Annotated in this window: 22 protein-coding genes; 13 read left to right on the plus strand and 9 right to left on the minus strand. The window is 64.2% G+C overall.

What is annotated here, in order from left to right:
• The first annotated feature begins 172 nt into the window (after positions 1 to 172).
• Positions 173 to 1,759 (plus strand): gamma-glutamyltransferase, encoded by a 1,587-nt coding sequence (gene ggt, locus HV770_RS16740; RefSeq protein ID WP_175161312.1) that lies wholly within the window; start codon positions 173 to 175, stop codon positions 1,757 to 1,759.
• Positions 1,760 to 1,802: 43 nt separating this feature from the next.
• Here ggt and HV770_RS16745 read toward each other — a convergent pair whose 3' ends face one another.
• Genes HV770_RS16745 through HV770_RS16755 form a run of 3 tightly spaced genes read right to left on the minus strand, consistent with a single transcriptional unit; the run spans position 1,803 to position 4,100 of the window.
• Positions 1,803 to 2,393, minus strand: coding sequence for a flavin reductase family protein (locus HV770_RS16745; protein WP_121322350.1), 591 nt, complete (start codon positions 2,391 to 2,393; stop codon positions 1,803 to 1,805).
• A complete protein-coding gene (locus HV770_RS16750; protein WP_175161314.1) occupies positions 2,383 to 3,138 on the minus strand; it encodes a GntR family transcriptional regulator in 756 nt (251 codons plus the stop codon). Before HV770_RS16750 ends, HV770_RS16745 begins: the two co-directional genes overlap by 11 nt.
• Positions 3,135 to 4,100, minus strand: coding sequence for a polysaccharide deacetylase family protein (locus tag HV770_RS16755; protein WP_175161316.1), 966 nt, complete (start codon positions 4,098 to 4,100; stop codon positions 3,135 to 3,137). Before HV770_RS16755 ends, HV770_RS16750 begins: the two co-directional genes overlap by 4 nt.
• Before the next feature lie 317 nt (positions 4,101 to 4,417).
• On the opposite strand from HV770_RS16755, the gene HV770_RS16760 reads away from it, so the two are divergent.
• The 5 genes from HV770_RS16760 to HV770_RS16780 all read left to right on the plus strand — a co-directional run bounded on the left by HV770_RS16760 (position 4,418) and on the right by HV770_RS16780 (position 10,221).
• Complete coding sequence (locus tag HV770_RS16760) at positions 4,418 to 5,476, plus strand: ABC transporter ATP-binding protein (protein WP_175161317.1); 1,059 nt, start codon at positions 4,418 to 4,420, stop codon at positions 5,474 to 5,476.
• A gap of 79 nt (positions 5,477 to 5,555) precedes the next feature.
• Positions 5,556 to 6,860 carry an ABC transporter substrate-binding protein gene (locus HV770_RS16765; RefSeq protein ID WP_175161319.1) on the plus strand — a complete coding sequence of 435 codons (1,305 nt, stop codon included), beginning with the start codon at positions 5,556 to 5,558 and terminating at the stop codon, positions 6,858 to 6,860.
• Between the two features lie 144 nt (positions 6,861 to 7,004).
• The gene (locus tag HV770_RS16770) at positions 7,005 to 7,919 is read left to right on the plus strand and encodes an ABC transporter permease (protein WP_175161321.1); all 915 of its coding nucleotides are present in this window, start codon (positions 7,005 to 7,007) and stop codon (positions 7,917 to 7,919) included.
• 2 nt (positions 7,920 to 7,921) lie between these two features.
• On the plus strand, positions 7,922 to 8,827 hold the full coding sequence (locus HV770_RS16775) for an ABC transporter permease (protein WP_175161323.1): 906 nt from the start codon (positions 7,922 to 7,924) through the stop codon (positions 8,825 to 8,827).
• Between the two features lie 137 nt (positions 8,828 to 8,964).
• Complete coding sequence (locus HV770_RS16780) at positions 8,965 to 10,221, plus strand: acyl-CoA dehydrogenase family protein (RefSeq protein ID WP_246290952.1); 1,257 nt, start codon at positions 8,965 to 8,967, stop codon at positions 10,219 to 10,221.
• Positions 10,222 to 10,284: 63 nt separating this feature from the next.
• On the opposite strand, the gene HV770_RS16785 is transcribed toward HV770_RS16780, so the two are convergent.
• Positions 10,285 to 11,259: an aliphatic sulfonate ABC transporter substrate-binding protein gene (locus tag HV770_RS16785; protein WP_175161325.1), complete on the minus strand. Its 975-nt coding sequence runs from the start codon at positions 11,257 to 11,259 to the stop codon at positions 10,285 to 10,287.
• A gap of 191 nt (positions 11,260 to 11,450) precedes the next feature.
• Here HV770_RS16785 and HV770_RS16790 point away from each other — a divergent pair, with 191 nt between their 5' ends.
• Both HV770_RS16790 and HV770_RS16795 read left to right on the plus strand, forming a co-directional pair.
• Positions 11,451 to 12,509 (plus strand): LLM class flavin-dependent oxidoreductase, encoded by a 1,059-nt coding sequence (locus HV770_RS16790; protein WP_175161327.1) that lies wholly within the window; start codon positions 11,451 to 11,453, stop codon positions 12,507 to 12,509.
• 114 nt (positions 12,510 to 12,623) lie between these two features.
• Positions 12,624 to 13,142 carry an SLATT domain-containing protein gene (locus tag HV770_RS16795; protein ID WP_175161329.1) on the plus strand — a complete coding sequence of 173 codons (519 nt, stop codon included), beginning with the start codon at positions 12,624 to 12,626 and terminating at the stop codon, positions 13,140 to 13,142.
• Positions 13,143 to 13,271: 129 nt separating this feature from the next.
• Here the strand turns inward: HV770_RS16795 and HV770_RS16800 are convergent, their stop codons facing one another.
• Positions 13,272 to 13,964 carry a YceH family protein gene (locus HV770_RS16800; RefSeq protein WP_175161331.1) on the minus strand — a complete coding sequence of 231 codons (693 nt, stop codon included), beginning with the start codon at positions 13,962 to 13,964 and terminating at the stop codon, positions 13,272 to 13,274.
• 215 nt (positions 13,965 to 14,179) lie between these two features.
• Here HV770_RS16800 and HV770_RS16805 point away from each other — a divergent pair, with 215 nt between their 5' ends.
• A complete protein-coding gene (locus HV770_RS16805) occupies positions 14,180 to 14,752 on the plus strand; it encodes a helix-turn-helix domain-containing protein (protein WP_175161332.1) in 573 nt (190 codons plus the stop codon).
• 6 nt (positions 14,753 to 14,758) lie between these two features.
• On the plus strand, positions 14,759 to 15,289 hold the full coding sequence (locus tag HV770_RS16810) for a GNAT family N-acetyltransferase (protein WP_175161335.1): 531 nt from the start codon (positions 14,759 to 14,761) through the stop codon (positions 15,287 to 15,289).
• 33 nt (positions 15,290 to 15,322) lie between these two features.
• Here the strand turns inward: HV770_RS16810 and HV770_RS16815 are convergent, their stop codons facing one another.
• Positions 15,323 to 15,718 (minus strand): PaaI family thioesterase, encoded by a 396-nt coding sequence (locus tag HV770_RS16815; protein ID WP_175161337.1) that lies wholly within the window; start codon positions 15,716 to 15,718, stop codon positions 15,323 to 15,325.
• 177 nt (positions 15,719 to 15,895) lie between these two features.
• On the opposite strand from HV770_RS16815, the gene HV770_RS16820 reads away from it, so the two are divergent.
• Positions 15,896 to 16,189: a BON domain-containing protein gene (locus HV770_RS16820; protein WP_175161339.1), complete on the plus strand. Its 294-nt coding sequence runs from the start codon at positions 15,896 to 15,898 to the stop codon at positions 16,187 to 16,189.
• Between the two features lie 22 nt (positions 16,190 to 16,211).
• On the opposite strand, the gene HV770_RS16825 is transcribed toward HV770_RS16820, so the two are convergent.
• A complete protein-coding gene (locus HV770_RS16825) occupies positions 16,212 to 17,369 on the minus strand; it encodes an acetate/propionate family kinase (protein ID WP_175161341.1) in 1,158 nt (385 codons plus the stop codon).
• A gap of 12 nt (positions 17,370 to 17,381) precedes the next feature.
• A complete protein-coding gene (locus tag HV770_RS16830; protein ID WP_175161343.1) occupies positions 17,382 to 19,775 on the minus strand; it encodes a phosphoketolase family protein in 2,394 nt (797 codons plus the stop codon).
• Between the two features lie 480 nt (positions 19,776 to 20,255).
• On the opposite strand from HV770_RS16830, the gene HV770_RS39430 reads away from it, so the two are divergent.
• Together HV770_RS39430 and HV770_RS16835 are read left to right on the plus strand one after the other, a co-directional pair.
• Positions 20,256 to 20,381, plus strand: coding sequence for a hypothetical protein (locus tag HV770_RS39430; protein WP_281366221.1), 126 nt, complete (start codon positions 20,256 to 20,258; stop codon positions 20,379 to 20,381).
• Between the two features lie 95 nt (positions 20,382 to 20,476).
• Positions 20,477 to 21,013, plus strand: a complete 537-nt coding sequence (locus tag HV770_RS16835) for an ankyrin repeat domain-containing protein (protein ID WP_175161344.1) — start codon at positions 20,477 to 20,479, stop codon at positions 21,011 to 21,013.
• A 106-nt stretch (positions 21,014 to 21,119) separates the two neighbouring features.
• On the opposite strand, the gene HV770_RS16840 is transcribed toward HV770_RS16835, so the two are convergent.
• The gene (locus tag HV770_RS16840) at positions 21,120 to 21,812 is read right to left on the minus strand and encodes an HAD family hydrolase (protein WP_175161346.1); all 693 of its coding nucleotides are present in this window, start codon (positions 21,810 to 21,812) and stop codon (positions 21,120 to 21,122) included.
• Positions 21,813 to 21,850 lie beyond the last annotated feature (38 nt).

Raw genomic sequence — 21,850 nt, forward strand, 5'->3', positions numbered from 1 at the left:
GGCGGCAAGGAATGCCGCCGCGTGTTTGATGGCGAGCTGATCACGCGCTACCTGTACGCGCGCGGCCTCATGCGGGTTGCGGCGTCGCACAGATTATTTTCGGCGCGCCCGCGAACTTATACTTCCGACTCCGGCGCGCTCATGCGCAACTCATCCCCGTAGCGGAGCAAGAATGCACGACTCTCGACTCGCCTGTGCCATCGACGGCATGGTCACCAGCCCTCATGCGTTGGCGAGCGAGGCCGGCCGCGACGTATTGCGTGCGGGCGGCAACGCGATCGAAGCGGCCATCGCGATCGGCGCGGCGCTGTGCGTGACATATCCGCATTTCACCGGACTCGGCGGCGACGCCTTCTGGGTGATCGGCGACCGCACAGGGACATTGCGCACCCTCTCGGGCATCGGCCAGGCCGCGGCCGAACTGCCCGCGTTCGACGCCGCGATTCCCGTACGCGGCGCGGCGTCCGCCCTCACGACTGCCGCCACCGTCGATACCTGGCATCAGGCATACGAGATCAGTCAGAGCACATGGGGCGGCACGCAGTCGTGGTCCTCGCTGTTCGAGCGTGCGCTCGACTATGCGAGCAACGGTTTTCCGGTCACGCCGTCGCAACATTTCTGGCAAAACCTGCGCGCCGGCGAACTGAGCACATTACCCGGCTTCGCGGCGGCCTTCGCGCCGCACGGCAGGATTCCGGCCATCGACGAGCGCTTCGCGCAACCGGCGTTGGCAAAAAGCATCGAACGGATTGCCCGTTTCGGCGCGCGCGAGTTTTATGAGGGCGAGCTGGCCGAGCGGATCGCACACGGTTTGCAGCAGGCCGGCTCGCCGCTCACCGCGAGCGATCTCGCCAGAACCCGCGCGCGCGACGAAGCGCCGTTGCGGGTCGCGTATCGCGGCGGCGAACTCGTGAGTCTGCGTCCGCCCACGCAAGGAGTGACGACGCTGCAGATCATGGGTACGTTGGATCGCTTCGACGTCGCCTCGATTCGCGAAGGCAGCGCCGATTACTACCACCTGCTGGTGGAAGCGGTGAAATGCGCGTTCGTCGATCGCGACCGTTTCGTTTCCGATCCCGAGTTCAACGACGTGCCGCTCGGGCAGATGCTCTCGCGCGCGACACTCGACGCGCATGCCGCTTCGATCGACATGCAGCAGGCACGCGCGTGGCCGCACGTGTTTCGCCCGGGCGACACGGTGTTCATCGGCGCGACGGATCGCGAGGGCCGCAGCGTCAGCGTGCTGCAAACGGTCTACTTCGATTGGGGCAGCGGCGTGGTCGCGGGCGACACCGGCATTCTGTGGCACAACCGCGGCGCGTCGTTCAGCACGCACCCCGCGCATCACAACGTCGTGCAGCCGGGCAAGCGCCCCTTTCATACGCTGAACCCCGGCATGTATCTGAAAGACGGCCGCCCGCAGCTGCTGTTCGGCACGCAAGGCGCCGACGGTCAGCCGCAAACGCTCGCCGCGATTCTCACGCGGCTGATCGACTACGGGATGGACCCGCTCACCGCCCTCGCCCGCCCGCGCTTTCTGCTCGGCAAGACGTTCTCCGACACGCGCGATGCGTTGAAGCTCGAAGAGGACGTGGGCGCCGACGTATTCACGGCGCTGGCTGCGCGCGGCCACGAGGTCAGCACGATCGCGGCGCAGAGTCCGCTCGCGGGTCACCCGGGCGTGATTCGCATCGATGCCGACGGCTCGGTGTCAGGCGCGCACGATCCGCGCAGCGACGGGCGCGCGCTGGGCGTCTGATCGGGATGTTGCTGGGGTTGCGCGATCGAACGGCTGAACGCGGTCACCCGAGCGTAAACCGGTCACGTGTCGTCACATAGTCGCTCGCACCGAATCGGCCCACCGGGAAGTAGTGCTGCAAGCGCACGCGCCACGTCTCGATGTCGATCAATTCGTCGCGCGCATGCAGCCGATGCACGCGGCCGATAAAAATCTGCCGGCTGTTCGTCTCGAGCGTCTCCCAGATCGTGCATTCGAACGCGACCGGCGCTTCGGCGATGCGCGGCGGCGCGACGTGCGAGCTCGGCACCGCTGTCAAGCCGACCTCGGCGAGTTCGCTCACATGAGGCGGCAATCTTTCGCCGCAGCGATGCATTTTTTCGGCGATAGCCTCGTCGGCGAGATGCACGACGAATTCGCCGGTCCGCACGATATTGACCGCCGTGTCCTTGAGCGTGCCGTCCGACCCGCGGTTCACGCTGATCATCACGATAGGCGGCTCTTCGCCGAGCATGTTGAACATCGAAAACGGCGCGGCGTTGATCGTGCCGTCAGGCCCGAGCGTCGTGACGAGCGCGATCGGACGCGGCACGATGAGGCTCGCCATCAGCTTGTAGCGCTGGTATTCGGTGATCGCCGCGAAATCAATTTCCATGTCGGTCCGCCTGGTTCGTGGCCGCTTGTCCAATGATGCCGAGCAATTGGCCGAGACTCTTCTCGCCACGCATGCGCGACGTTTCAATGCGCTCTTCGAGATCGCGCAGATGCGCTTCCATATGCGCGATCGCACCTGCCGCGTCGCGCGCCTCGATGCAATCGACGATGGCCGCATGCTCGGCATGCTCGCACGGCGCATGCCCCGGCGGTTCGTACACACCGACGATCAGCGAACAACGCGACACCAGTTCCTTCAGATAGTTTTGCAGGATCGAGTTGCCCGCCAGCGCGGCGATGCGCATATGAAAGCCGCTCGCGAGCGTCGCCCACGACGGCTGGTCGAACCGATGCATCGCGTCGTGCTCGCTCGCGAGTTGCTGGCGCAGCGCCTTGATATCCCGCGCGCTCGCACGCTGCACGGCAAGCTCGACGAGCATCCGTTCGACCGAGCGCCGCGCCTCGAAAATCTCGCGGGTTTCCTCGGGCGTCGGCTCGGCGATCACTGCGCCCTTGTTCGGCCGCAATACGACGATGCCGTCATAAGCGAGTTTTTCCAGCACGCGACGCACGACCGCGCGGCCCACGCCGAACAGCTGGCACAGCTCGGGCTCGGGCAGCTTCGTACCGGGCGTCAAACGATGATTGAGCACGCCATCGAAAATCGACTGGTAGATGCGCGCATCGATGTCGGCCTCTTCGCCACGAGCCTTTTTCGCGGTGGCCGCGCCGTCTCGCGCGCTCATGCCGTAGCGGGGCGCACGATGCCGTCCCGCTCCAGATCGTCCATATGATTCGCGATCGCGCCCGGTGTGGTGATCCATACGTCGCCTCGCGCACGCGCCGCGGCGATATGTTCGAGCGCGCGGCGCAGATGCCGCAACCTGTACGGCTGCCCGACCAGATACGGATGCAGCGCGATGCCCATCACCAGAGCCTGCGGTTGCGAACCGCGATTGGCCTGTTCGAGCATCTCGTCGAACTGGTCGACGATCATGTCGGCGAACGCGCGGCCGTCCATGTGCCGTCCGACCATCATCGGCAGATCGTTGAGTTCCTGCGGATACGGAATCGACCAGAGCGGCGCGGCGCGCGTGGCCATGCGCACGGGGCGGTCGTCGTGACACCAGTTCAGCGTGTAGCGATAACCCGTCTCGGCCAGCAGATCGGGCGTCAGATGCGATTCCGAAATCCATGGCGAGAGCCAGCCTTGCGGCGGTGCACCGGACTCTTCAGCGATCCGTTCACGGCAATGCAGAAGCAGGTCGCGCTCACCGATTTCGTCGAGGTCACTCTGCCGGTGGGCATTCGTGTGGCCATGGCCAATCAGTTCATCGCCACGCGCGACGCAAGCCGCGATCAGTTCAGGACAGTGATCGTAGAGCGCGGTGTTGATGAGCGTGCCGGCGGGCAACGCGAGTTGATCGAACAGTTCGATGCAGCGCCACGCCCCGACGCGATTGCCGTACTCGCGCCAGCTATGGTTCAGCACGTCCGGCTGCGGTGAAAGCGGCCCGAGCGCCGCACCGAGTCCTTCACCGAACGCAAAGTGCTCGATGTTGAAGCCGAGATAGACCGCGAGTCCCGCTCCGCCTGGCCAGCGGAACGCGTCGCTATCCGTGATCGGCCTGTATGCAAAACGTCCATGCGTGGCGAGCGATTGACGCGCGCGGTTCTCTGTTGCGGGCGTGTGCCGTGTGTCGTTCATGAGAAGAAACCGTGGATGACGAAAAACGCCGCGTCACGTCATGGATGAACCGGATTGGCCGGTTCATGCCCCGAGACGGACCGCTGACGCACAGTGATCGCGCAAATCCGTCCTGCTGATCGCTAACGATCGTCGCTGCAGATCGTTTGCAATATGTGCGCCAACTCGTAGACGTTAGGCCCAACGGTACGTCGGCATTGCGCGAGCGCCGCGATGCGATGGATGGCACATGTCTTGCATTTGCATCGCATCGCATAGGTGGCGTAGCTGATTTGGCGCGTGCCCCACTGTTCGCCGTTCACGAGGACACTTCCTTCATGATTCAGCCTGCTTCAACGGTGCTCGACACTCAAGCCGCCGATATCGAACTGGTCCACGTCTCGAAGCAATACGGCGATTCGCTGGCCGTCGACGCGATCGACCTGCGCATCGCCGGTGGTCAATACTGCTGCCTGCTCGGACCATCGGGCTGCGGCAAGACCTCCACCCTGCGCATGATCGCCGGTCATGAATCCGTCTCCGACGGTGACATTCTGATCGCGGGCCGTAACGTCACGCGCGCCGAACCCGCCGCGCGCGGCACCGCGATGGTATTTCAGAACTATGCGCTATTCCCGCACCTGAGCGCACTCGACAATGTCGCGTTCAGCCTGAAGATGCGCGGCATCGCGAAGGACGTACGGCGCAAGCGCGCCGCCGAACTGCTCGAACTCGTCGCCATGTCCGCGTATGCCGCGCGCAAGCCGGCACAACTCTCCGGCGGCCAGCAGCAACGCGTCGCGCTCGCGCGTGCCTTGCTGAATCAGCCGGGCTGCCTGCTGCTCGACGAACCGCTCTCCGCGCTCGACCCGTTCCTGCGCGTGCAGATGCGCGCCGAACTCAAGCGCTGGCAAAAAGAACTCGGCATCACCTTCGTCCACGTCACGCACTCGCAGGAAGAAGCGATGGCGCTCGCCGATCTCGTCGTGGTGATGAGTCACGGCCGCATCGAACAGAGCGGCACGCCGCATGAAGTCTTCAACCGGCCACGTACCGAGTTCGTCGCGCGCTTTCTCGGCGGTCATAACGTCTTCAACACGAACGGGCGCTCGTTTACCGTGCGCGCGGATCATCTGCGCGTGGTGCCGCATGGCGTCACGCCCGTGCACAACGCCGGTGGCGAGAGCGGCCTGCCCCGCATCGGCGGTGTGCCCTGCAAGGTCCGTGAAGCCGAGTATCAGGGCACGCATTTGCGCATGACGCTCGATCCGCTCGACGGCTCGCCCGAACTGATCTCGCTCGTGAGCGACGGCGATTACGACGCGACGCGGCTCGGCCCCGAGGCGCGCGTGGTGGTCTGGTGGAACGAGCAGGACGCGCATCCGCTCGCGGCCTGAGCGTTTGAACGCGGCCAGCGCGGCGCAGCGAACAAAAAATCGAATGAGCGTCAATCGAACGTCAACTGAGGAGAAAGCAATGAACGAAACGAACGGGAGTCCGGCAGCGGCAGCAGTGGACGCAACGGATGTCAAGGAAAAAGGCCTGTCGCGCCGCACGTTCATCAAGGGTGCGGTGGCGGCGGCCGGCATTGCCGGTTTTCCGTATGTGCATGCGCAGGAAAAGATCACGTTGCGCTACCTCGGCACGGCGGTCAATCAGAGCGCCGACATCGCGAAGAAATTCAAGGAAGACACCGGCATCGAGATTCAATACGTGCCGGTGACCACCGACGACGTCGCCAAGCGCATCATCACGCAACCCAACTCGTTCGATATCGTCGACACCGAATATTTCGCGCTGAAGAAACTGATTCCGGCCGGCACGCTCGCGGGCATGGACGCCAAACGCATCAAGCTCGCCGACAAGATCACGCCGGTGCTCACGCGCGGCGAAGTCAACGGCAAGAAGATCGGCGACCAGGGCACCGCGCCGAAAAAGGTGATGTTCCTCACGGGCCCGCGCTCGACCCAGTTCTCGGCGACGCCGACCGAATGGATGACGCTGATTCCCACCACCTACAATGCGGACACGCTCGGCATTCGTCCCGATCTGATCAAGCGGCCGGTGGACAGCTGGGCGGAGCTGCTCAATCCGCAGTTCAAGGGCAAGGCCGCGCTGCTGAACATTCCCGCGATCGGCATCATGGATTCGGCGATGGCGATCGAGGCGATGGGCCACATGAAGTACGGCGACAAAGGCAACATGACGAAGGCCGAGATCGACCAGACCATCAAGATCCTGATCGAGGCCAAGCATGCCGGCCAGTTCCGCGCGTTCTGGAAGGACTTCAACGAGAGCGTGAATCTGATGGCGTCGGGCGAAGTCGTGATCCAGTCGATGTGGTCGCCCGCGGTGACGAAGGTGCGCACGATGGGTATCGCATGCAAGTTCCAGCCGCTCAAGGAAGGCTATCGTTCGTGGGCTTCGGGCTTCGGCTTTCCGCGCTCGCTGCAAGGCAAGAAGCTCGACGCCGCCTATGAGTTCGTCAACTGGTTCCAGGACGGCTGGGCCGGCGCCTACCTGATGCGCCAGGGCTATTACCCCGGCGTGATCGAAACCGCGAAGACGCACATGCAGCCGTACGAATGGGACTACTGGATCGAAGGCAAGCCCGCCGCGCAGGACATCAAGGCACCGGACGGCCAGTTGCTCGAAAAGGCCGGCGCGGTGCGCGACGGCGGCTCTTACACGCAGCGCATGAGCGCGATTGCGTGCTGGAACGCGGTGATGGACGAGAACATCTACATGGTGCAGAAGTGGAACGAGTTCATCGCAGCGTGATCGAGCGTCACGCCGTGCGTTGTGTTTGCCGGTGCATCACGCGCCGGCGAACACATCGGCAAACACGGCGCCGGTTCGCCGCGTAGAGATTTCTCCGCGCGCGGCACTACAGCCGCGCACGTCAATCGATAGACACACCCGCCCATGGCAACGATCGACCTTCCCTCGCTCACGCAGGACGCGCCCGTCAAACATCGCCGCGCACCGGCATGGTTGCAGGCGACGCCGCTGTCGCTGACGTTCCTGCTATTTTTCATCGTGCCGCTGGTGATCACGCTGATCGTCAGCTTCTGGGACTTCAACGAATATCAGATCATTCCGGCGTTCACTCTGAAGAACTACGCGGCGATTTTCGACGGCTGTTCGTCGATGACCGACGTCTGCGTGACCTTCAAGACCTACTGGTCGACGCTCAAGTTCTGCGCGATCGTGTGGGCCGTGACCTTGCTGCTGGGGTTTTCGATCGCGTACTTTCTCGCGTTCCACGTCCGCACGACGAGCATGCAGACGGTACTGTTCCTCGTCTGTACGATTCCGTTCTGGACTTCCAACGTGATCCGGATGATTTCGTGGATGCCGCTGCTCGGCCGCAACGGCCTCGTGAATCAGGCGCTGCTCGGCGCGCATCTGATCCATCAGCCGCTCGAATGGCTGCTGTATTCGAACTTTTCGGTAGTGCTCGCGTTCGTGCATCTGTACACGTTCTTCATGATCGTGCCGATCTTCAACGCGATGATGCGTATCGACCGCTCGCTGCTCGAAGCCGCGCGCGATGCCGGCGCGAGCGGCTGGCAGGTGGTGCGCGACGTGGTCCTGCCGTTGTCGAAGACCGGCATCGTGATCGGCTCGATCTTCGTGATCACGATCGTGATGGGCGACTTCCTGACCGTCGGCGTGATGGGCGGGCAGCAGATCGCGTCGGTCGGCAAGATCATTCAGGTGCAGACCGGCTACCTGCAATTTCCCGCCGCGGCGGCCAACGCGATCATTCTGCTCGCCGTCGTGCTGATGATCGTGTGGGGTTTGACGCGCGTCGTCGATATTCGCAAGGAGCTGTGAAAATGCAGACCATTCGCGTCAAACATCGTGAACGCCGTCCGGCCAGTTTCTACTGGCTCGCGCTGCTGTTCGGCCTGTTCGTGCTGTTCCTGTACGGACCGGTGATCACGATTTTCATTCTGTCGTTTCAGGGCCCCGAGGGCGGTCTGACGTTCCCGATGCGTGGTGTTTCGCTGCACTGGTTCGCGGTGCTGCGCAACGGCGTCGCCGATATCGACATCTGGGCCGCATTCGGCCGGTCCGTGCGACTCGCTTTGGTGGTCACGGTGCTGACGGTGGTGTTCTCGGTGGCCGCGGGCCTCGCGTTCCGTCGAAAATTTCGCGGCGATACGGCAGTGTTCTATGTGTCGGTGGCAAGTCTGATCATGCCGTCGATCATCGTGTCGCTCGGTATCGGCCTGACGTTCCGGCTGCTGGATAACGGCGTGAAGTACCTCGCGTCGGCGTGGGGCTATCAGTCGTTTGCCGATGGCTATACGACCTCGATGGGCCTCTTCACGTCCGCGCTCGGCGCGCATCTGACGTGGACGCTGCCGTTCGGCTTGCTGGTGATGTTCGCGGTGTTCAACCGCTTCAATCCGGCTTACGAGGAGGCGTCGCGCGATCTGGGCGCGACACCGTGGCAGAGCTTCCGGCATGTCGTGCTGCCGATCATCGGGCCTTCGGTGGTCGGCGTGGCGATGTTCGGCTTCACGCTGTCATGGGACGAGATCGCCCGCACCTCGCAGGCAATCGGCGACCAGAACACACTGCCGCTCGAACTGCAGGGCCTCACGACGTCGGTGACGACGCCGGTCATCTACGCGCTCGGCACGATGACGACCGTGTTGTCGTTCACGGTGATGGGCACCTGTCTGCTTGCGGTGAAGCTGCTGGCGCGCCGGCGTACGGCGGCGGCGCTCAAATAAAAGCAGCGCGGCCGTGCATGCGAGATCCATTGCATGCGCTGTGCTAAGAATCGGCGAAATACTTCGTTGCTGGCGCCCTGCGTCCTCCCGTACCGTACTCCGATTGCGCCGCGTACGCGCTTCATTTCGGAGAACACATGTCAGCCGTTCAGTCGCAACACAGCCCGCTTCACCCCGTCGCCGACGCCGCTCAACTGTTCGGCGACGACCCGCTGACCCGCCGCTTCGCGCCGGTCTTCGCGCGCATCGCCGAAGGCGCGGTGCAGCGCGAGCAACATCGCGAACTTGCCTACGAACCGGTGGAATGGCTGCGTGAAGCCGGTTACACGCGGCTGCGCGTGCCGCAACAATACGGCGGCGAAGGCGTCTCGCTCGCGCAGTTCTTCGCGCTGGTCACGCGCCTCGGCGAAGCCGACTCGAATCTGCCGCAAATCTTGCGCGTGCATGGCGGCTTTATCGAATCGCTGCTGGAATACGGCGACGCGGCGCTGCGCGACCGATGGCTCACGCGCGTGGCCCAAGGGCAGATTGTCGGCGGCGCGGTGTCCGAGCGCACCGGCGTGACCAACAACAGCGTGCGTCTCACGCAGACCGACGGTGCGTGGCATCTCGACGGCGAGAAGTACTACACCACCGGCACGCTCTACGCCGACTGGGTGGACGTCACCGCGCACGACGGTCAGAGCGACGTGCGCGTGCTCGTCAAGGCCGATACGCCGGGCGTCGAGCGTATCGACGACTGGGACGGCTTCGGCCAGCGGCTGACCGGCAGCGGGACCGCGCGTTTCGAGCGCGTGCCTGTTTCACCCGACAATCTGTACCGCCGCTACCATGCGTGCGAACCACGCCGCAACAGCCTGCTGACCGCGTACTATCAGGCGCTGCACGTCGCCAACCTCGCGGGTATCAGCCGGGCGGCGCTGCGCGACGCAGTGACCTTCACGCAGGCCAGAACCAGAACCTTCGGGATCCCAGGCGAATCGAGCCCGCGCGACAATCCGCTCGTGCATCGCGTGGTCGGCCGCCTTGCGAGTCTCGCTTACTCGACGCAGAGCATCAGCGCAGCGCTTGCGCGTGCAATCGACGAGGTTTCAGTGGCGCGTGCCGAGGGCCGCACCGATGAGCAAACCTATATCCGCCTCGACATCCAGACCTTTCAGGCGCAGCAGATCGTCATCGAGCAAACGCTGCAAGCGGCCACGCTGCTGTTCGAAGTGGGCGGCGCATCGGCCACCAGCGAATCGCGCCGCTTCGACCGCTACTGGCGCAATGCGCGGGTGCTCGCGTCGCACAATCCGGCGATCATTCGCGAAGCCGCGATCGGTGACTTCTATCTGAACGGGAAGGCGCACAACGAACGGTTCGGCGTCGCGCGTGAAGGCTCGCCCGCTTGATGCGCTCGACTGAGTGACCCGCGTGCACTGTTCGGCACAGGACTGTGCCGGACAATGCCTTGCTTACTTCGCCGGCGGCGTCCAGATCCGGATGTCGGTCGCCTTCAGTGCAGCGGGGATAAGTCCGGCTGCGCGATACGTATCCGCGATACGCTGTTGTTCCGCCAACTGATCGCGCTGCACCGGCACGATGTCATAGCTGCGGCGGCTATTGGCGAGTTCGACCGTCGGCGCGGGAATGTTCCCCCACATCGGACCGAGAATCTGCGCGGCGTCCTGCGGATGCGCCTTGACCCATTTGCCGGTCGTGTTCAGTTCGTCGAATACGACGCGCAGCACGTCCGGATGCTTGTCCGCGAACGAGGTGGTCGCCATATAGAAGCGGTTGTATTGCGCCACCCCGCTGGAGCCGTCGGCGATCACGCGCACATGCGTATCACGCTGCTGCGCGGCGAGGAACGGGTCCCAGATCGCCCATGCGTCGATGTTGCCGCCGCGAAACGCGGCGAGCGCGTCGGGCGCTTCCAGATAGCGCACCTGAACGTCGTTGATCGTCATTCCCGCTTTGGCCAAGGTGCTCAGCAACAGGTAATTGCAACCCGAGCCTTTCGCCACCGCGACGCGTTTGCCCTTCAGGTCCGCCACCGAGCGGATCGGCGAATCCGGCGGCACGATGATCGCTTGGGCCGTCGGCGCCGCGGTTTCCTCTGCGTAGTAAGTCAGCGGCGCGTTGGCGGCCTGCGTGAAAAGCGCGAACGCATCGGCAACGTCCGCATGCAGATCCACACTGCCCGCGTTCAGCGATTGCAGCAGGCCCGTCGAGAACTCGTGCCAGCTCACGTCATAGCCGAGCGGTTTGAGCTTTTTCTCTAATGCACCGGTGCGCTTGAGCAGAATGAACAGCGTCGACGAACGCTGATAGCTGATCGAGACCGTTTCGTTGGCTTGCACGAGGCCGGCGGACAGCACCCCGCCGATCAACGTCAATGACACGCAAGCGTGCCGCAGGCGGCGAGAGCCGGAGAAAGTGAAATGCATGGATCGAATTCCCGGGAAGTTAGACGCAATCGGCGAATATATAAAAGTTCGCAGCATGTCCATAGACCGATTTCATCGAACGATATAGACAGAAATTGGAACGCGTGGCGGCGGCATCGCGCATCATTCAATGCTTTGATGCGAGTCGCAACGAATCGCAAGTCCCGCTTTTCCGTGGAGATTTCTGCTTTATGTCGACACTGCCTCCGCGCTTCGGCGTCTGGGCGCTGGTTCATGGCAGCCGCGCCGCACTGCAGGATCCCGATGAACCGTACGACGCGTCATGGGCGCGCAACAAAGCGCTCGTGCTCGAAGCCGAGCGCCTTGGCTACGACTCGGTGCTCATCGCCCAACATACGATCAATCCGCACAATCCCGACTTCGATCAGCTCGAAGCGTGGACCGCGTCGGCCGCGCTCGCGGCGTTGACCGAACGCATCGAAATCATCGCGGCCATCAAGCCTTACCTGTATCACCCGGTGGTATTGGCGAAAATGGCGCAGCAGATCGAGCACATCAGCGGCGGGCGCTTCGCAATCAATCTCGTCAATGCGTGGAATCGCCCGGAGCTGGAGCGTGCCGGCATCGGTTTCGCGGAGCACGACGCGCGTTATGCGTATGGGCGCGAGTGGATCACGGTGGTCGACGCGTTGCTGCGTGGCGAACGCACGCGTTTTCACGGCGAACACTTTAATGTGGATGACTATCTATTGCGCCCTGCCGATCCGTATCGCGAACGACCGCTCATCTACGTGGGCGGCGAATCGGAGCCGGCGCGCCAGCTGGTCGCCGACAAAGGCGACGTGTGGTTCATCAACGGTCAGCCGTTGGCGGACGTCGAAGCGCTGATCGCCGAGCTGCGCGCCCGCCGACGGCCCACCGCACATGCACCGTTGCGTTTCGGCCTGTCGGCATTCGTGATCGCGCGTGAAACCGACGACGACGCAACCCGGCACCTCGACCATCTGTTCGCACTGGCCACCAAGGATGCGCCACTGCGCGCGCAGCAGAAATCGAACATCGACCCGAAGGCGGTGATGTTCCAGACCTTCGCGCAAACGCCGCGCGTCGGCTCGAACGGCGGCACGGCGGCGGGACTGGTCGGCAGCTATGACACGGTCGCCGAGCGCATGGCCCGCTTTCACCGCGCCGGGATCGAATTGTTCATGCTGCAATTCCAGCCGTTCGAGCACGACATGCGCCGCTTTGCGGAAGAAGTAGCGCCGCGCGTGCGGCGCCTGACTCGGTGAGCGGCCGACCGGCCGCTACGGTAACGCGCGATGTCCGGCTTGATGCTTCGATGTGGCACAGTATCGTCTGCGCACGCGTAGTGCTTGCGCAGACGAACCGCCCCGACAAGCACCATGACGACACTGCCCGCCTACGAGCCCCCGGTCGACGAAAACCAGCTTCTGCTGAAATGGATTCGCCGCGCGCGCGAATCCCAGATGAGCCACTACGACATGGCCGATCTGCTATCGGCGCGCGACCGCCAGGTCGGCTGGCTGGCGACAGCCCTGACCGCGTTCGTGGGGACCGCCGTGTTCGCGTCGTTCGCGCTGACGGCGGTGTCGTTTGAACAACGGCTCTTCGTTGGGCTCGTGAGCGTCGCGGCCGTCGTCTCCGCCGCGTTGAAACTGTTCCTGCGCTACGCGGAGCGCGCGGAGAAACACCGCGCGGCCGGTGCGCGCTATGGCGCCGTGCGTCGCAGGCTCGAAGCCGTATTCGCCGGCGACGCCGACGCGCGCGACGGCCACTACCTCACCGCGATTCGCGACGAGCTCGACCGGCTTGCCCAGGATTCGCCGAACGTGCCGCCGCGCATCTTTTATCGCACCCAACGCATGCTGTCGACAAACACCCAGCGCAGCCGTGATGCGTGAGCCGTCGGTCTTCAGCCCTCGCCACTGCGGCGCCGGCATGCCGTACTGACGATCGCTTGCGTCGAACGGCCGACTGCGCGATGGTGGTTTTGCAGAAAGACCACGACGCGGCCCCGCTCCAATATTCGCTCAAAGATCGTCGACGCCGATCCCCAATTCCGCCGCCATCCGGCGCACAACTGCCTGAAGCCGCCCCACTTCATCGGCGAGGCGCTTCTGCTCGGCCTTGATCGCTTCGAACGCGGACAACGGCACCGTGTCGTCCTCGCCGCCCGGTTGCGCGATCTCGCTTGCGCTCACCTCGCCGCACAGCAAATGCATCCAGCGATGCTCGCGCTCTCCCGGCGTGCGGGCCAGCTTCACGACGCGCGGCGGCTCGCTGCCGGCCAGCTCATCGAGAAACGCCTCGACCGACGAGATGTCGGCAAAGCCATGGAAACGCGCGCTGTTCAGGCGCAATTCGGCTGCCGTCTGCGGGCCGCGCAGCAGCAAGGTGGTCAGCAAGGCCGCCGACTGGCTCGGCAAACCGAGCACGCGATTCATGTTGTGCTCGAAGCGCGGCACGCGGCTGCTGCTGCCTTCCATCACGAGGCTCAAGCGTTTCAGGCCATCGACGGCGGTCAGCACCTCGGCCTCGGTCGCGTTCATCACCGGCGCGCGGCCGGTTTTCTGATTGCAGCCCAGCGTCAGCGCGTTCAGCGAGAGCGGATAACTGTCCGGCACGGTGTGCTGCTTTTCGACGAGCACGCCGAGCACGCGCCCCTCGAGCAGCGTCAGTTCACGAATCGGGGGACGGGAAGAAGCGTCGGGAGTGGTGTTCATAGATGATGTTGCGGCATGAGTCGCCGGGTCTCGTGGATGATGCGCGTTACCGTTGCATAGCGAGGCGGCGCGTTCTGGTTGGTGGCCACTATGATAAACGCCCGCGAACGCGAAGGCGCACGAATCTCCGTAATGGACGGATGCGCTGCCCGACTCCGCCCGCGAGCCATTTTTTTCCATTGACCGATTTCCATATTCGAGATAATTTCCCTAATATGGAAAATCTGGCCGTCAGTGATACGCTCATCGACCGCCGCATCGCGCAGCGTTTGCGGGCCTTGCGCGCGGAGCGCAACTGGTCTCTCGACGAACTCGCCACGCGCAGCAACGTCAGCCGCGCCACGCTGTCGCGTCTGGAAAATGCGGCCGTGAGTCCCACCGCGAGCGTGCTAGGCCGGCTCTGCGTGGCGTACGGCCTGCCCATGTCGCGCCTGATGCGCATGGTCGAGGAGGACTTCGCGCCCCGAGTGCCACGCACCGCGCAACCGGTCTGGAGCGACGCCAGCGCGGGCTTCCGGCGCCGCTCGGTGTCGCCGCCCGCGCAGGCGCTTGCGGGCGAGGCGCTGGAATGCGAACTCGACGCGGGCGCATGCATCGCGTACGACGCGTCGCCGCGCCCCGGTCTCGAACATCATCTGATCCTGCTCGAAGGGCGGCTGCAGATCACCGTCGACGGCCAGCGCCACGACCTCGTCCCCGGCGACTGCCTGCGTTATCTGCTGTTCGGCCCGAGCGCCTTCGTGACGCCTGCCGATAGTTCGGCCCGCTATCTTCTCTTCATCGTGTGAGCCAGCATGAGCGCGATCACCATTACGTCTTTTTCCGCCGACGACCTCGTACGGCATCTCCCCGAACTCGGCGCGCTGCTGCATGCCTGCGTGCATGACGGCGCGAGCGTCGGCTTCGTGATGCCGTACGGCGTCGCCGATAGCGAAGCGTTCTGGCGCGGCAAAGTGCTGCCCTCGTTGCGCGCGGGCGGACTGATGCTGTTCGTCGCGCGCGAGGGCGACGCGATCGCCGGCACCGTGCAACTGGATTACGACACGATGCCGAATCAGCGTCACCGCGCGGAGGTGCGCAAGCTGCTGGTCCATCCCGCGTTTCGCCGCCGGGGCATCGCACGGGCGTTGATGACGGAGCTGGAGCGCCATGCGCGGCACTTGCGGCGCAGCCTGCTCACGCTGGACACCCGCACCGGCGACCATGCCGAACCGCTTTATGCCACGCTTGGCTATCAAACCGCCGGCGTGATTCCAGGCTATGCCCAAGCTCCGCACGACGAAGGGCGGCTCGACGCCACCACCGTCATGTACAAGGCGCTGTGAATGCGTGCGTGCCGCTTGCGGCAGGCATCGCCATCAGGCCGTCTTCGAATATTTGAAGGTGCCCTGCGCGCTCGCGATCAGCAGCTTGCCGTCTACCCACGCTTCGCCGCGCGAAAAGAAAATCGAGCGGCCCTGGCGTTCCAGAAAGCCCTTCGCCGTCACCGATTCGCCGAGTCCCTTGTCGAGATAGTTGGTGGTCAGCGACAACGTGAATGCATGCCGCGCCGGTTGACCCGCCGGCGCATGCAGACCCGCATAGCCCGCCGCTGCATCGAGCAGCGTGGCGATCGCGCCGCCTTGCAGCACGCCCTGACGATTGAGCTTGCTCGCGTCGATCGCCATGACCAGCTCGGCGTAACCGTCGCGCCATTGGGTCAGTCGCACGCCGAGCGATTCGAGAAACGGGTTGTCGATGGGAAAGTCGTACATGGTCGAAGCCTTTGCTGTTCAGGGTGAGGAAGGTGCGGCGGGCGCGCCGATGATGAGCCGTGAGCATTCAACGGAGCGGAGTCGGGTCCGGCGCGGCCCTAAGCATGGCCGCCCCGCCTGCAAAATTCCACGTATCTGCTAGTGTTGTTCAATTGCCGTTCATTCCGTGGAGAACCCATGTCATCCGCTCGCGCCGCGAAACGCAAGCTGCCTGGCGCACGCTGGGAGACGGGCGAAGGATCCAGCGCCGGCGCTCGCCTGAGCGATGCGCAAATCGCCGCGGAAGCGACCCGGCGCCTGGCCTGGGACTCGGCCGTCCCTGAACATAGCGTCAAGGTGAGAGTCTCACGTGGCCGCATCACGCTGCACGGCGAGCTGCAACCGCAGCAAAAAACCGCCGCGCTGGAAGACGTGGCGCGCCTGTTCGGCGTGACAGGCGTGTTGGATCACACCGTCGTCAAAGCGAAATAAAGCGGACTAAGCGGCAATGGCCTCAGCCGGCCTCGGCTCGCAACAACGCCCGGCAATGCCGCGCGATCTGCTTTTCCTCCTCGGTGTGAAGGGCTCTCACCTTGCCAGCCGCATCGCCTTCCGTCAGCCCCATGAAAGCGAGCCCGTCGCACACGCGCTGGCGAATCGCGGCGCTATGTTCGCCGATCCCGCCGGTAAACACCAGCAGATCGATCCCGCCGAGCAACGCCGCATAGCCGCCAATCGTCTTGCGCACCGCGCCCGCGAACACGTCGAGCGCGAGCGACGCGTTCGCGTCGCCTGCCGCCGCGCGTTTTTCCAGTGCCTGCATATCGCTCTCGCCGTCGGCATAACCGGCGAGGCCACTGTGACGATTGAGCAGCGTCTCCAGTGCATCCGCATCGAGCTTCTCGACCCGCATCAGATACAGCAGCACACCGGGATCGAGATCGCCGCAACGCGTGCTCATCGGCACGCCGCCGGTCGGCGTCAGACCCATCGACGTATCGATCGATTGGCCGTCGCGCAACGCGCACACGCTCGAACCGTTGCCGAGATGCGCGAACACCGCGCGTGAGGACAACTGCGAGCCGAGTTGTGTCACCAGCGATTCGTACGAAAGCCCGTGAAAGCCGTAGCGGATCACGCCGGCCTGCGCATAGCGGCGCGGCAACGCGAGTTGCGCCGCGCGCGGCGGCAGCGTCGTATGGAACGCGGTGTCGAAACAGGCGAAATGCGTCGCGCCGCCGAAAATCTTCGTCGCCTCGTCGATCAGCGCGAGCGCCGGTGGAATATGCAGCGGCGCGAAGTGCACCGCCTCCCGCAAGCGGCGGCGCACCTCGGGCGTGATGCGTTGATGCGCGCGCAGATGCGGCCCGCCATGCACGAGCCGATGCCCGAGCGCCGCCGGCTGCGCATGATGCTGTTGCGCCAGCGCCTGCGAGAGCTTGCGCAACGCATCGGTTTGCGATTCCAGCACATGCTCCTGCTGCACCAGCACGCCGCCGTCGGGCGATCCGATCCGCAAGCTGCCGTCGCGGCGGCCGATCCCTTCGGCGCTGCCCTCCAGCAGTAGGGATTCATCGTCGTCCACGTGTGCGAACAGCCCGAACTTCAGCGACGACGAGCCGCTGTTGAGCACCAGAATCGTTTGCTTCGCCGCGGCGTCCTCGGTGTGCATCGTCGCCCTCGCTCAGCTCTTCCAGGTCCAGTTGCGGATCTCTTCCTTGTCGATACCCTCGGCATGCGCATACGCGAGATGCTCGATGACCTGCCCACGCAGCCATTCCTTCGCATGATCGCCGACGCCGCGCAAGGCAGGCACGCGATCGATCACGTCGATCGCAAGCGAGAAGCGGTCCACCTGGTTGATGATCGCCAGTTCGAGCGGCGTGTTGATGTTGCCTTTCTCGTGATAGCCGTGCACATGGAGATTCTCGTGATTCGCGCGGCTATAGGTGAGCTTGTGCACGAGCGACGCATACGAATGGAAGTTGAAGATCACCGGCTTGCTGGTGGTGAACAGCAAATCGAAATCACGGTCGGACAGTCCGTGGGGATGCGCATGCTCGGGCATCAAGCGGAACAGATCGACCACGTTGACGAAGCGGATCTTCAGCGTGACGAAGCGCTCCTTCAGAATCTGTACGGCGGCGAGCGCTTCCATCGTCGCGATGTCGCCCGCGCAGGCGATCACCACGTCCGGCTCGACACCCTGATCGGTCGACGCCCAGTCCCAGATGCCGATGCCCTTCGTGCAATGCGTGACGGCCGCGTCCATGTCGAGATACTGCAGATGCGGCTGCTTGTCGGACACGATCACGTTGACGTAATCGCGCGAGCGCAGGCAATGATCGGCCACGCTCAACAGGCAGTTGCCATCCGGCGGCAGATAGATGCGCACCACGTCCGGGCTTTTATTGGTGACGACATCGAGAAAGCCTGGGTCCTGATGCGTGAAGCCGTTGTGATCCTGACGCCAGACAAGCGACGTGATCAGCAGGTTGATCGACGGCACCGGCTGGCGCCAGCCCAGCTCGCGCTTGGCTTTCTCGAGCCACTTCGCGTGCTGGTTGAACATCGAGTCGATCACGTGGACGAACGCCTCGTAGGTCGCGAACAGGCCGTGCCGGCCGGTCAACACGTAGCCTTCGAACCAGCCTTCGAGGGTGTGTTCGCTGAGCATTTCCATCACGCGACCGTCGGGTGACAGCTCGCCGCCGTCCGCGTCACCGGGTTCGGTGTCGGCAAGCCAGGTTTTCGGCGACGCCTCATAGACCGCGTTGAGCTTGTTGCTCGCGGTTTCGTCGGGACCGAACAGGCGGAAGTTCGTCATGTTCTTGCGCATCACGTCGCACAGAAACTTGCCCAGCACGCCCGTCGGCGACGTGTACGACGCGGCCGGCTTTTTCACCGTCACGGCGTAGTCGCGAAACGGCGGCATGTCGAGCGCCTTGCACAGCAAGCCGCCGTTCGCATGCGGATTCGCGCTGATGCGGCGTGCGCCCTCGGGCGCGAGTTCGCGCAGTTCCTCGACCAGACGGCCGCCCGTGTCGAACAGCGACTCGGGACCATAGCTGCGCAGCCAGCCCTCGACCAGTTTCAGACTCTTGCCATTGGTGACCGGATCGAGCACCGGCACCTGATGCGCGCGCCACGAGCCTTCCACCTTGTGACCGTCGACTTCCTTCGGGCCGGTCCAGCCTTTCGGCGAGCGCAGCACGATCATCGGCCAGCGCGGCCGCGTCGCGTCGCGATTCGCGCGCGCATGCCGCTGGATCGCGCGGATTTCGCCGATGCACTGTTCGAGCGTGGCAGCCATCTGCTGATGCATCATGTCGGGATCGTCGCCTTCGACGAAATACGGCTTGTGCCCGTAGCCGATCAGCAGCGCTTCGAGTTCCTCGCGGGGAATCCGCGCGAGGATGGTCGGATTGGCGATCTTGTAGCCGTTCAGATGCAGCACCGGCAGCACCGCGCCGTCGCGGATCGGGTTGAGGAATTTGTTCGAATGCCATGAGGTGGCGAGCGGCCCGGTTTCCGCCTCGCCGTCGCCGATCATCACGGTGACGATCAGTTCGGGGTTGTCGAACGCGGCGCCGTAGCCGTGCGACAGGCTGTAGCCGAGTTCGCCGCCTTCGTGAATCGAGCCCGGCGTCTCCGGCGTGCAATGCGAACCGATGCCGCCGGGAAACGAGAACTGCCGGAAGAAACGCCGCATGCCGGCCTCGTCTTCGCTGCGGTCCGGGTAGATTTCCGAGTAGTGGCCTTCGAGGTAACAGTGCGCAAGACTTGCCGGCGCGCCATGTCCGGGGCCGGACAGATAGATCACGTCCAGATCGAGCTTGCGGATCAGCCGGTTCAGATGCACGAGCACGAAGCTCTGCCCCGGGTCCGAGCCCCAGTGGCCGAGCAGCCGGTTCTTGATGTGTTCGGGTTTCAGCGGTTCGCGCAGCAGTGGATTGTCGCGCAGATAGATCATGCCCACCGACAGATAATTGCACGCGCGCCAATAGCGATCCATCTTGCGCAGCGTGTCGGGGTCCAGCGTTTGGGACGGAGCGGGATGCGAGCTTGCTTCAACCATGGCGTCACTCCTTGAAAAGGACTGTCAGGCAGGTTAGCGGGTGCTGCAGCGGGTGTTCGTGATGAGGCGTCGTTGTGCCGATGGCGTCGCTGGCGTCGCTGGCGTCGATGGCGTCGGAAAGGCCCGTGAAAGCGACAGCGAGGCCGCTGCATCATGCGCGGCGCAACTGCCGTGGGCCGCTCTGCGCAACTGCATCAGGCGGAATTCGCGGCTCTTTCCCGGGTGTCGAGTGTCGCCCGCGCTCGTCACGCGAGTGTGACAGACGCCGCACGCCATGGTTCGACGTTTTCGCGAATGCGCCGCAAGCGCCGGTGGAGCGATGCGCGAACGCTGTGTTGCGCTAGACTCCGAACAATCCCGATCGAACCCGGCGAGCTGACTGAACCGGCGCGTTCGTTCGACACCACCCGAACCGAATGCGCAGCGGCGGCAAGCGTCTGACACGTCCCGCCGCCCTCATCTTTGACGAATACGACCGCCATGTCCAAACGCAGCCCCGCCAAAGTGCTCGTGACCCTTGTCCTGTCGATCGTGTTGCTGAGCGCAGGACTGGCTGTCCTGATCGGCCTCTTTGGCGTCCTGGTCAAGCTGTTCGGCGCCGGCTAGCGCACCGCCGGGCGGGCATCCGCGAGACAAAATGTGTATCCTGATTGCTGTCCTGGCGCCGCCGCGGCGCCCTCATCGATAGCAAGGAGATTTCATTGACGGACCCCGCCAATACCGCCCCGCCGTCCGGGGCGCAGATCGATCCCGACCTGCTCGCACTCGCCCAGGAGGTCTTCGACCTCGCGCGGCGCGGCGATGCATCGATGCTCGCCGCAGTGCTCGAAAAAGGCGTGCCGCCCAATCTGCGTAACGACAAGGGCGACAGTCTCGTGATGCTCGCGAGCTACCACGGTCACGCGGATGCGGTGCGCGTGCTGCTCGAACGCGGCGCCGATCCGAATCTGCGCAACGATAACGGCCAAACGCCGATCGCCGGTGCCGCGTTCAAGGGCTTCGACAAGGTGATCGAGACGTTGCTCGCGCACGGCGCGGACGTCGAAGGCGCGTCGCCGGACGGCCGCACCGCGTTGATGGTGGCCGCGATGTTCAACCGCACCGCGATCGTGGACTTGCTGATTGCGCACGGCGCGAACCCGAATGCTCACGATGCGAACGGCGTAAAGGCCAGCGACGCGGCCGCGCGCATGGGAGCCGGCGATGCGCAAGCGCGCCTGAAGGCGTTGGGCGCCTGAGGCGCTGCGTTCTGCGTGTCTGCGCGTCGGTTTGCCTCTCGGTCTGCGTGCGCGCCGCCCGCAGGTCCGTGTCTCTGATGGCGAGGCTCGCGCTGCGCCCAACCGCCTACCCCTGCTCGCCCATCAACGCATCGACGTCGAAATCGGCCAGCTCACCAATCCGCTCGATGCTCACATCCGCGGGCGGATTGCTTGCAATCTCCTTCGGATCGAAAGCATAGTGCCCTTGGCGTGGAAAGACCGTTGTCAGCTTTCCTCCCCAGGCCTTCTTCATGGCCGTGAGAATCCGCAGCTTGTCGTCGATCATCACGTAATGGCGCGCCGGGTAGCATTCCATCACCTGATCGAGCATCAGTTCCTTGTGGATGTAAATGAGCACGCGTCCCTCGACTTCGTCCCACAAACCCGAACGCGCAATCTTGCGCGGCTGGAACACCACGTCGCCGTCGGAGAGAATCACCGTGGGGCCGCGCGTGCCCAGATGCCGTAGCGCATCCAGCGCACCCGGATACAGCCGGTTCGCAAACGGATACCCGATCAGGAACGACGCCATCAACAGCAGCCGCGTGTCGCGCGGATGCTCCAGCCGGTAACGCTGCAGCGCGCCCAGGTAATCGGCATAGCCCAGTTCTGCGCGCAGGTCCTCGAAGATCTCCCAGTAGCGTGTGCTGTTCTCCGCGCCGAATTCCCGGGTCATATGCGCGCGCAAATCCGCCAGCACGTGATCGTTGTCGAGCAGGGTGTTGTCGCAGTCGAACAGAAACACGACGTCGTGCGGCGTAGAGGGGGTGGCTGGCATCGCGGGGTCCTTGGCTGAAAGTGGGAGCGCTTCGGTAA

The organism is Paraburkholderia fynbosensis, from assembly GCF_902859935.1.
Lineage (GTDB): Bacteria > Pseudomonadota > Gammaproteobacteria > Burkholderiales > Burkholderiaceae > Paraburkholderia > Paraburkholderia fynbosensis.

Coding starts and splice junctions, on each gene's coding strand:
- HV770_RS16840 (WP_175161346.1), bottom strand. CDS start 21,812: ATGCCAGCCACCCCCTCTACGCCGCACGACGTCGTGTTTCTGTTCGAC.
- HV770_RS16765 (WP_175161319.1), top strand. CDS start 5,556: ATGAACGAAACGAACGGGAGTCCGGCAGCGGCAGCAGTGGACGCAACG.
- HV770_RS16745 (WP_121322350.1), bottom strand. CDS start 2,393: ATGGAAATTGATTTCGCGGCGATCACCGAATACCAGCGCTACAAGCTG.
- HV770_RS16790 (WP_175161327.1), top strand. CDS start 11,451: ATGTCGACACTGCCTCCGCGCTTCGGCGTCTGGGCGCTGGTTCATGGC.
- HV770_RS16775 (WP_175161323.1), top strand. CDS start 7,922: ATGCAGACCATTCGCGTCAAACATCGTGAACGCCGTCCGGCCAGTTTC.
- ggt (WP_175161312.1), top strand. CDS start 173: ATGCACGACTCTCGACTCGCCTGTGCCATCGACGGCATGGTCACCAGC.
- HV770_RS16805 (WP_175161332.1), top strand. CDS start 14,180: ATGGAAAATCTGGCCGTCAGTGATACGCTCATCGACCGCCGCATCGCG.
- HV770_RS16755 (WP_175161316.1), bottom strand. CDS start 4,100: ATGAACGACACACGGCACACGCCCGCAACAGAGAACCGCGCGCGTCAA.
- HV770_RS16770 (WP_175161321.1), top strand. CDS start 7,005: ATGGCAACGATCGACCTTCCCTCGCTCACGCAGGACGCGCCCGTCAAA.
- HV770_RS16785 (WP_175161325.1), bottom strand. CDS start 11,259: ATGCATTTCACTTTCTCCGGCTCTCGCCGCCTGCGGCACGCTTGCGTG.
- HV770_RS16780 (WP_246290952.1), top strand. CDS start 8,965: ATGTCAGCCGTTCAGTCGCAACACAGCCCGCTTCACCCCGTCGCCGAC.
- HV770_RS16750 (WP_175161314.1), bottom strand. CDS start 3,138: ATGAGCGCGCGAGACGGCGCGGCCACCGCGAAAAAGGCTCGTGGCGAA.
- HV770_RS16825 (WP_175161341.1), bottom strand. CDS start 17,369: ATGCACACCGAGGACGCCGCGGCGAAGCAAACGATTCTGGTGCTCAAC.
- HV770_RS16815 (WP_175161337.1), bottom strand. CDS start 15,718: ATGTACGACTTTCCCATCGACAACCCGTTTCTCGAATCGCTCGGCGTG.
- HV770_RS16760 (WP_175161317.1), top strand. CDS start 4,418: ATGATTCAGCCTGCTTCAACGGTGCTCGACACTCAAGCCGCCGATATC.
- HV770_RS16830 (WP_175161343.1), bottom strand. CDS start 19,775: ATGGTTGAAGCAAGCTCGCATCCCGCTCCGTCCCAAACGCTGGACCCC.
- HV770_RS16810 (WP_175161335.1), top strand. CDS start 14,759: ATGAGCGCGATCACCATTACGTCTTTTTCCGCCGACGACCTCGTACGG.
- HV770_RS16820 (WP_175161339.1), top strand. CDS start 15,896: ATGTCATCCGCTCGCGCCGCGAAACGCAAGCTGCCTGGCGCACGCTGG.
- HV770_RS16800 (WP_175161331.1), bottom strand. CDS start 13,964: ATGAACACCACTCCCGACGCTTCTTCCCGTCCCCCGATTCGTGAACTG.
- HV770_RS39430 (WP_281366221.1), top strand. CDS start 20,256: ATGTCCAAACGCAGCCCCGCCAAAGTGCTCGTGACCCTTGTCCTGTCG.
- HV770_RS16795 (WP_175161329.1), top strand. CDS start 12,624: ATGACGACACTGCCCGCCTACGAGCCCCCGGTCGACGAAAACCAGCTT.